This is a genomic window from Sphaerospermopsis reniformis (assembly GCF_005402885.1).
Classification (GTDB): Bacteria; Cyanobacteriota; Cyanobacteriia; order Cyanobacteriales; family Nostocaceae; genus Sphaerospermopsis; species Sphaerospermopsis kisseleviana.
In genome coordinates this window covers 1-9,166 of sequence record NZ_BJCE01000216.1, presented here as the reverse complement: position 1 = coordinate 9,166, position 9,166 = coordinate 1, and the positions used below count along the sequence as shown (strand labels likewise).

8 protein-coding genes and 1 pseudogene are annotated in these 9,166 nt (G+C 35.1%); 4 read left to right on the top strand and 5 right to left on the bottom strand.

What is annotated here, in order from left to right:
• Nucleotides 1-117: 117 nt before the first annotated feature.
• On the bottom strand, nt 118-321 hold the full coding sequence (gene psbH / locus FFR48_RS21860) for a photosystem II reaction center phosphoprotein PsbH (protein ID WP_096566033.1): 204 nt from the start codon (nt 319-321) through the stop codon (nt 118-120).
• A gap of 234 nt (nt 322-555) precedes the next feature.
• On the opposite strand from psbH, the gene psbN reads away from it, so the two are divergent.
• Together psbN and FFR48_RS21850 are read left to right on the top strand one after the other, a co-directional pair.
• Nucleotides 556-693 carry a photosystem II reaction center protein PsbN gene (gene psbN, locus FFR48_RS21855; RefSeq protein WP_096566031.1) on the top strand — a complete coding sequence of 46 codons (138 nt, stop codon included), beginning with the start codon at nt 556-558 and terminating at the stop codon, nt 691-693.
• Between the two features lie 92 nt (nt 694-785).
• Nucleotides 786-1,031, top strand: a complete 246-nt coding sequence (locus FFR48_RS21850) for an AAA family ATPase (RefSeq protein WP_137668831.1) — start codon at nt 786-788, stop codon at nt 1,029-1,031.
• A 280-nt stretch (nt 1,032-1,311) separates the two neighbouring features.
• On the opposite strand, the gene FFR48_RS21840 is transcribed toward FFR48_RS21850, so the two are convergent.
• Nucleotides 1,312-1,581, bottom strand: coding sequence for a hypothetical protein (locus tag FFR48_RS21840; RefSeq protein WP_137668830.1), 270 nt, complete (start codon nt 1,579-1,581; stop codon nt 1,312-1,314).
• A 733-nt stretch (nt 1,582-2,314) separates the two neighbouring features.
• On the bottom strand, nt 2,315-5,440 hold the full coding sequence (locus FFR48_RS21835; RefSeq protein WP_137668829.1) for an alpha-mannosidase: 3,126 nt from the start codon (nt 5,438-5,440) through the stop codon (nt 2,315-2,317).
• Nucleotides 5,441-5,674: 234 nt separating this feature from the next.
• Between FFR48_RS21835 and FFR48_RS21830 the strand changes: the two genes are divergently transcribed.
• Nucleotides 5,675-7,159, top strand: coding sequence for a hypothetical protein (locus FFR48_RS21830; RefSeq protein WP_137668828.1), 1,485 nt, complete (start codon nt 5,675-5,677; stop codon nt 7,157-7,159).
• A gap of 144 nt (nt 7,160-7,303) precedes the next feature.
• The gene (locus FFR48_RS21825) at nt 7,304-7,642 is read left to right on the top strand and encodes a XisI protein (RefSeq protein WP_137668827.1); all 339 of its coding nucleotides are present in this window, start codon (nt 7,304-7,306) and stop codon (nt 7,640-7,642) included.
• Nucleotides 7,643-7,736: 94 nt separating this feature from the next.
• Here the strand turns inward: FFR48_RS21825 and FFR48_RS21820 are convergent, their stop codons facing one another.
• Together FFR48_RS21820 and FFR48_RS21815 are read right to left on the bottom strand one after the other, a co-directional pair.
• Nucleotides 7,737-8,801, bottom strand: coding sequence for a DUF6765 family protein (locus tag FFR48_RS21820; protein WP_137668826.1), 1,065 nt, complete (start codon nt 8,799-8,801; stop codon nt 7,737-7,739).
• A 110-nt stretch (nt 8,802-8,911) separates the two neighbouring features.
• Nucleotides 8,912-9,166, bottom strand: a pseudogene (locus tag FFR48_RS21815) (lysophospholipid acyltransferase family protein); the annotation flags it as partial.

Genomic DNA, 9,166 nt, shown 5'->3' with positions numbered 1-9,166 from the left:
TGAGAAAAATTCTTTATCCGTTTCGTGTTAAGAGTTCCCTGTTCCCTATTAACTGAAAAACCCGGACAGGCCGGGTCTATATTAACTTGTATCCAAGTTATAATAGCTGTGTAGCAATTAGCCGCCTAAACTGCGCCAATCAACAAGTACGTCTTGAATTAACAGAGACTTGTTGTAAACTTGCAGAATAATGAGCAAGAATACGAAAAACAAACCCATAAAAACACCCATTAAAGGTGTTGTTCCCCAACCGGGGGATACTTTACCATATTCAGCGTTTAAGGGTCTGAGGATATCTCCCAATTTAGTCCGTTGTGCCATAGTTCACCTAAGATCAGTTGCCAAAACTTTTTTTATTTTTTTTATTCCCCTCTGTAGGGTGCTGCAATATTTCAGCAGGATTTTAACCTTACGTTTGGGATGATTCTGACTATGACGATAATACCACTATCAGGGTAGGGCGGTTTACCTGACTTTAATGAATGGAGAATATAGTATTTACGTTAAGTTTTGTAATATTCTAGAAGATAACGCTCATAATATAACTCTAAATTTATGGACTTAGAACCTGGTTTAGTGCTTGGTGTTTCTTTTTCTGCCATCCTGATTGCTATTACTGGTATGGCAATTTACACATCCTTTGGTCCACCAAGCAGGGAATTAGCTGATCCTTTTGAGGATCACGAAGATTAAAAGCGTGATTAGTTTGGTATAATGGTGGGCTATGCCCACCCTTGGGGAAGTTAAAATTAAGATCCCCGACTTATCTATACAGGTAAACATTTATGAATCAACCTATTTTACAGTTTATTGAAAATAAGAATTATAAAAATCTGTCTTTACCGCATCCTGTAGAGTTAGATAATTTGAATATTTTTATCGGTTCTAATGGTTCAGGTAAGAGTAATTTTATTAGTTGTTTAAAATTTTTAAAGGACTGTTTAACTACTATTCCTGATGAAAGTCGTGGTGTGAGTAGTTTTGAAGATGCTGTTACCAAAATTGGGGCTGATAGAAGAGTAATTTTTTGATCTGGAAAAAAAGCAGCCTTTTCTGCTGCTGCTATATACTGTTCTTGGGAAGGGTTAATAAAATAAACTGATTCTATACAATCTCTAGCAAATTTAATTGCTTGTTCAGTTCCCAGACGATATAGCAAAAGATAATATGTTTCTAGATAAACAGGAAAGGGAACTAAGATTGTTAAATTTTCTGCATTGATTCTTTGTATTTGAGTTTTTGAACGCTGATGATATTGATCATCTATATCTATAGCAGCATAAAGGGGTCCAGTGTCAGCAATTATAGCTCTCAAGGTGTGTTTGGTGGTAATGATTGTGAGTATATTTGTTTAGCGAGAATTTGATCATGATTTACCGAGGTATCCAAAAATCCGCTTCCTTTAGTCGTAGGAGTAAAGTTAATTGGTTTTTTTGGAGGTAAATAACCACGTTGACTCAAAAATTCGATGATGGCATTTTCAATAATATCATTAGCAGGTAATAGATTTTCCTGATCTTTGATATAACTATTGAGAGCATTTGCTAATGTATCTGGTAATGTAATGTTGAGGGATTGCATAGGTTTTTAGTGGAAATTATATCTATATTATATTCTTGTCTGAATCAGGATAACCAGGATTTTAGGATTTACAGGATGTTTTTGGATGATTTTTGGTGGGAAGTTGGGGATTTTATTTGTCTGAATCAAGATGTCCAGGATTAAAGGATTTACAGGATGTTGTTGAATGATTTATGGTGGGGGGTTGGGGATTCTTTGAGGATGTTTTTGGATGATTGTTTGGTGGGAAGTTGGGGATTTTATTTGTCTGAATCAGGATGTCCAGGATTAAAGGATTTACAGGATGTTTTTGAATGATTTATGGTGGGGAGTTGGGGATTGTTTGAAGATGTTATTGAATGATTGTTTTTTGAGAAATTGAAGATTTTTCAGGATGTTGTTGAATGATTATTTTTGAATGTTTGTACACTATCTATAAATTACCATCCTGTAAATCCTTAGGACTTACGCAACTGGCATATTTCTCTGTTCGTAGTAAGCGATTTATCGCTTATTTTTGGCACTAAAGTGCCTACTACAGACTTAAATTTAGACTTTCCTTGTGACACTTGCGTAAGTCCTGATCCTATAATCCTGGTTATCCTGATTCAGACGAATACAACTTTAAACACCAAACAAACCATCTAAAAATTACCATCCTGAAAATCCTATAATCCTGGTTATCCTGATTCAGACAAATACAACTTTAAACACAAACAAACCATCTAAAAATTACCATCCTGAAAATCCTGATTCAGACAAGTATTTCAAAACTCCCAATTTTCCAAGGTGCGATTTTTTCAACTTCCTCATTTACCTTCCTTTCCAATAAATCAACCGCTTCCCCTAACCTAAAATATTCACTTTCTAAACCTAACTCTACTGTTTCTCCATGACATTCATAAAAACGCAAAATGATTTTTTTACTATCATCTTCACTGATTTTAAAAGCTGTGATAATTAAATTATTATCTGCTAATTTGATAAAACTTTGATTCGGTAAAATACCAGATGCAGATTTTTTGATTTCTGGATTTATCAACACATTTAATGGTATATTTAATTCATATCCTTTTTTCACTGTTTCCGCTTCTTGCCAACTGCCAAGATGAGGATATAAACTATAGGTAAATTCGTGTATTCCTCTATCTGTTTCTGGGTCTGGCCAGTTGGGACTTCTTAATAATGTCAGGCGGATTTGATTGGGTTTAACATCGTATCCATATTTACAATCATTGAGTAAGCTAAAACCGTATTTTCCGCTATCTGTTTCTGAGGTTAAATCAGCCCATTGTAAAGCAGGTACTTCCCATTTTGCTTGTTCTGCCGGGGTTTGGGGGTTGGTGGGGCGGTTAATGACTCCACAGGGGATTTCATAAGTTGCAGTTTCGGTGGTAAAATTTAAAGGGAAGCTGGTTTTAACTAATACTTGATTTTCTTGCCAATTTACAGTATTCTTAATTTTAAGAATTGGGGTACTTTTTTGTAAGGTGTAATTTTGGGTAAATTCAGATTTACCGATTTTACGAATCACTTGTAAATTTTGTTGAATTTCTCCATGTTCTAACCATTGAATTGATAGTAATTCGCTTGGGTTTAGGGGTTTGGTGCTATAATTTGGATCAATATTCCAAGCGTCCCAATATTGTCCACTATCTTGAAAAGCTTGGAGTTGGTTTCCTGCACCGTTTAATATTTCACGTTGTTGGTTTTTATCAAAGATGCTGTCTATATCTCCAGTTTGAGGGTTAATTTTTACTTGGAGATATTCATTTTCTAAAGTCCAATTTTGGGGAAGTTCATTTTTTACGATGTTTGATTTTTTCGATGTGGGAGAAAGCCAATAAATTTGATATCCTATGGATGGGAGGGTTGCGAGAAATAATAAAGAGTTTGCGCTTTTTTGGGATGGAAGTTCATTTCCTTGAAAGTCGTAAATTTTCCAAGTTTGGTTATTTTCAGGTAAGTTTAAACTAACAACTTCCGATCGCTCCCAGTTGAGAGAGTTAAAAATTATTATAGGAATAGTATTAGGTTCGGGTGGTTGTGGTAAAGTAATGTGAGATGCGATCGCTCTTAAAGCATCATCTAATATTTTATTTCCCACTTGTTGAACTTCTTCCCACTCCGGTAACGCATCGTGATAAACTTGGGTAATAGAAGAACCGGGTAAAATATCGTGAAACTGGTTAAACAGAACTTTTTTCCAAGAAGTTTCTATTTCCATTTTCGGATATTCACAACCATATATAGAAGTTGCCAGAGTTGCGAATAACTCAGCTTGATATAATAGATGTTCAGATTTACGATTGTAGCGTTTTTGATCTGCGTGAGTCGTATAACATCCGCGATGAAATTCCAAATATAACTCATCTTCCCATATTGGTAAATTTTCAGGAAGATTTTCTGATTCCGATTTTATATGTTGTAGATAATTTTCGGCGGTGGAAAATTGTAACTTGGGTAAAATGGGGGAATGTTCCCAGCGTCGTGCTACTTCTAGCATATCACGAGTAGGACCACCACCATGATCACCGACACCAGGAAGCCAAAGCGCATCATTTAAACCCGTTTGAGTTTGCCACTCACACAGATATTGAGTCATCTTAACCGGATCAATAGTTTCCCCGATGAGAGCAGACATATAACTTAATATTTGACTACCATCTGGCGATCGCCACCAAAATAAACCATAATCAAATTTAGTAGTATCATTCCAGCGTAGCTTTTGAGTGACAAAAAACTCAATTCCCGCTTGAGTCAAAAACTGTGGTAAAGTTGCACAAAAACCAAAAGTATCAGGAACCCAAACTATGGGAGATATTTTTCCAAACTTCTGCAAAAAATAACGCTGACCATATAATAATTGTCTAACAATAGACTCACCAGAGATCAAATTTAAATCTGGTTCAACCCAGAAACCCCCCAAAACCTCCCACCTTCCAGATTTTACCTGACTTTGAATCTCCCGAAATAACAGAGGACGATTTTCCTCAACCCAAGCATACAGAGCAGGAGTAGAATGACAGAATATCAACTCAGAAAAATCTGATTGTAACCTTAAAACCGACTCAAAAGTATTTTGTGCAGCGTTCCAAGTTTCTGAAACAGGCCATAACCATGCTAAATCTAAATGAGCATGACCCAACAAATATATTTTAGATTTTAGATTTTGGATTTTGGATTGAAGTAAAAGCTGACGTAGGCTAAAAACAACATTCTTCCAATCTTCTTCTTCCCTCTCTTCCTCTGCGTTCTTTGCGCCTTTGCGGTTCGTTACCTCATCAACCCCCGCAACCAAACCAGCTAAACCCTGCGGTGAAAACCTTTCCAAAAGAACTTGAGTAATAGCCAACTCATCAGCCACAATACCCGGATCTAAATCATTGTAACCCAAACCTTCAAAAATTAAAAGCGATCGCACCAAAGCACCATCACAATGACCAGGACTCACCAACCGCAAACAAACAAAAAACGCATCACCCGGTTTTACCCCTTGACTTAAAAGCACCCGTGGGGAACAATCAAATAAATCCCCAATTGAAACCAGATTACCATTAACATAAACCTCAACCGCATCAGCCCACCAAAGCAAAGACAACCGCAAAGACAAACCAGATAAAGGATAACCTTGCAAACTTTCAGGAACAGTGAACCTTTGCGCTAACCAAAGAACCTGTTTTCCCCCATCCCAAACAACCTGATTTCTCTGATTTATCTTAACAGATTGCCAGTCAGATAGATCAGAATTTACTACCTCATTAACTTCTAACTCATTAACTTCTAAATTACCTTGCTGATAAACCCAAGAAGAAAGGATATTAATTTGACATAAAGAGCGTAAATTTTCAACAGTCTTTGATATAGATGTAGTATCCATAGGAGTAAAATGAAAAGTTAGAGAAAATCAACAATGAAAATTCACAAGAGAAAACCACGCTCAGAACTTAAACATAAATTGAGATTGTCAAAATTAAACTCATCTGAATTTATTTTCAGTTATGATTATATCACTAACTAAATCTCAATCACATTTTACGAGCAATCACATTTCACAGGAATCGGCAAAATTAATCAAAACTCAGCCTAATTACAGCCTAATTATATTGATATCATGTCCTCCAGTTCATCTCGTCCTTATCAAAGTAAAGTATTTAACTTCTTCAATCAGCAATCTCGGCGGTTGAGTCAAAAATTAGAAAGTACCATCCGTAACTTACAAGTTGCTACAAAATGGAGTGTAGAGGCGTTACTTTATCCGTTGTATCAAGCATTGCAGCCTGATAAACAACCAGGAAAGAAATTACAAACTTCAGCTAAGACCACCCAAACATACTTAAAATCTTATACTCCCCCACCAGCAGACACGCCTATTCAGAACGTCATAGAATTAGTTAAAAATTTACCATCTGCTGCCGCTGCTGAATCAGAAACTTTACAAAATGTCAAATCTTCAGGTTTTTTGGGTAGAACCTGGGAAAAAATTACTCATAGTTTTGGGTGGTTGCAAACTCAAAAAGCTCCGAAATTACCATCAGAAAATACTTTACAGCATCATATCCCCACTGTACAGGGAATTGCCGTCAAATTAGAAACTAGAGATTTGGTACTTGTCAGCGACAATAACAAAGTTTTTGATGTTTTGACAATATCCCAACAAAGAAAATTAAATGATACAATTAATCAAGAAATTGCTGAATATTCCCAAGTTTTACAATTAGTAGCAGCCCAAAAAGAGCAGAATTTATTACCAGAAATTGACCGGATTTTAAACAAATTAACTAATAGTTCAGATTCTAGTATAACAAATGTTCCCGAAAATCAAAACACCCTAGAAATCAAATCTTATCCTGGTAAAATTTTAGCATTTTTAGATACAGTCTTAGCCAAATTAGAAGCTAAAGCAATTGTGCCTGTAAAACAACAAAGTCAGGGAATTATTAAAGTTGCCAAAACTCAATTATATATCTTTATTTATGGGAAAGAACAGGTAGAAGCTAGGGGAGAAATTTCTGTAAATGCTGATAATTTAACCAGCGAACAGCAAAGTTTGAATATTCCCACTTTAATAGAATCAGCAATTAATTACTTTTTTGGAGGTAGAAAAATTCCCCAACTGAGGGAAGATGAAAAAGATTATAAATTTAATAAAATTAAAATTTCTCACCAAACTGTTAACACATTTATTGATACTCGGCAAATTCAAACATCTGAGTTAACCGGAGATTCTTGGTTAACTTGGGGTGATTTATTTGGTAATTTGGAAATCACAGCAGAAATCAAGGCTAACACCACAGAAGACAAAAATCAAGAAGTATTAAATACAAAGGAAAGGAAGGTTTTTAAAAACAAAAAATCTGTATCATCAACACCTGAATCTAGTTTTGCAAATGCAAGAGAAGCGGAAAAACAACAACAAAAACAACAACAAAAACAACATAAATTAAAACCCGACTGGATAGAAACAACTGCTACATTTATCGGGTATGAAAAACACCCATTAGAGCAAATTTTAGCATGGTTGGATCACGTCATGCTGTGGATAGAAATGATTTTTATGAACATGATTTATTTCTTTAAAGGATTGTTGCAAGGTTAGTTTTTTCAACATTATCCAATAAATTGAGTATGTCAAGACGTGATATCTACCATAATTGTTTACAATAGAACTAGGACAGATTTTAATCAAGAACAAGATTATCAAATTAATTGTATTTGATGATATAATTGAGGAGATAGTAAAATGGATACCAAATTAAGCTATCAAGAAATTATCAAAAAAATTCTTACAGAAAATGCCGAATATCGAGCTTCTATACCCGATGGTTATGAATCTCAAGTTTTATTTGATGATGAGAGAGGACGTTATTTGGTATTAGATATTGGTTGGAATAACGATAAATATTTACACACTACACCTATTCACATAGACTTAATTGATAGTAAAATTTGGATTCAATATGATGATACTGAAGAAGGAATTGCTAATGAATTAATGGAAGCAGGTGTTCCCAAGCAAGATATTGTACTTGGTTTCCGTCATCCCAAAATTCGACCCTATACAAATTTTGCTGTTGGTTAGTTGGGATATTAATTTAATCCATATTTTAAAATGCAAATATTCCCGACTTTTTCACAATATAAAACCAGAAGTTGGGGTCTAAAATTCACCTAAATCAAGCTACACAAATTCCATATTTAGGTAATAAATCATGAATAATATAAAATTGATGTGCTTGTAAAGCGTCGTGAAATAATTTCCAATTACTGACTAAAAAACTAGGATGATAGTGGAAAATTTCATTATCCTTATCAACTGCTTTTTCAGTTCGTAAAGCTTGATATTTCCAAGACCCTTGACCTTTAGGAATATAGTCTACATTAGCATCTCCAAAACTAAATTTACCTTGAGAAATAGCATCTAACCATTTGTGATGACGTGCATGACCATTTTTATCTTTAATATTTTCTAACATCCAAGCAATTAAACTTTTATCTGCTTCCGGTAAACCTGGTACAATAGCATCAGCATCACCTAATAAATAACGCTGCATAGCCTTACACATATTATCAGCAGCCGCTAAAAAATCTTCAGGATTATTGCGTCTAATTTTCTCACCTCTACCATTAATATAACCCCAACGTAAATAAGGTTTATCAGGATGACTTAAAACCGCACCATGTCCTAAAGGTAAAGCTTCACTAACAAAATAATTTTTCAATCTATCCATTAAATTTTTATCAGGTTTGTCATATTCATCAAGTAATTTTTTCGCTTCATTAACTCGATGGTTCACCCCTGCAAAACCTTGATGCGCCCAAGTATCAACATAAACGTGCATTGTAATCCCTAAACGATGTAAACTATAAGCAGTTTGACGACATTGAATACACTCCCTTACCATCTGCTGTGCAACATCACTATTAGGACGACAAATTAACTTTTCAATAAACTTTCCTTCCGGGTTCTCACCTGCTTTTTTACCCCCATTTCCTGGTAAAAAATGAAAAGGTATCCACACATGATAATTTGCTAATTCTTGAAAGTTGCGATAATCTAACATTTTATGCGCTGAACTGATGCGGGTAAACATTGCCCCATTATCAAATCTAATCATACCGCCATTAATGGCATCATCTACATATTGGGCGCAGTAAGCGATAATACTAGCATCTTCATGTTTAAAACCCGCTAGTCGTGCCACTACGTAGGTAACACCGTGGTGAAAGTCTATTTGCATTTTAAATAACTTCGGTTAAGGATTTTTAAATTTAGGAATAGACTATACCAATTTGGGTACTTATTTCATTTTTCTTCCTCTCTGCGTGAGAAAATAAGAAAAAAATCCTCTTACCACAACATCCGATTCAAAAAACCTTGTAACAACTTTATCCCCTCCGGTTCATGATAATCTGTAGGTAACAAATCCCTTATTGCTTGTTCCAAAGTTTCCAAAGCTACATCTATTTCCTGACGCTTTGGCCGAGAAGTTGCAGGAAAATACAAAGGTTCACCTACCCGAATTGTTAACTTTTTTCTCCAAAATAAATCATGAGTGCCGATTAATGCTATGGGTACAATTGGCACTTCAGCCCGCAACGCATA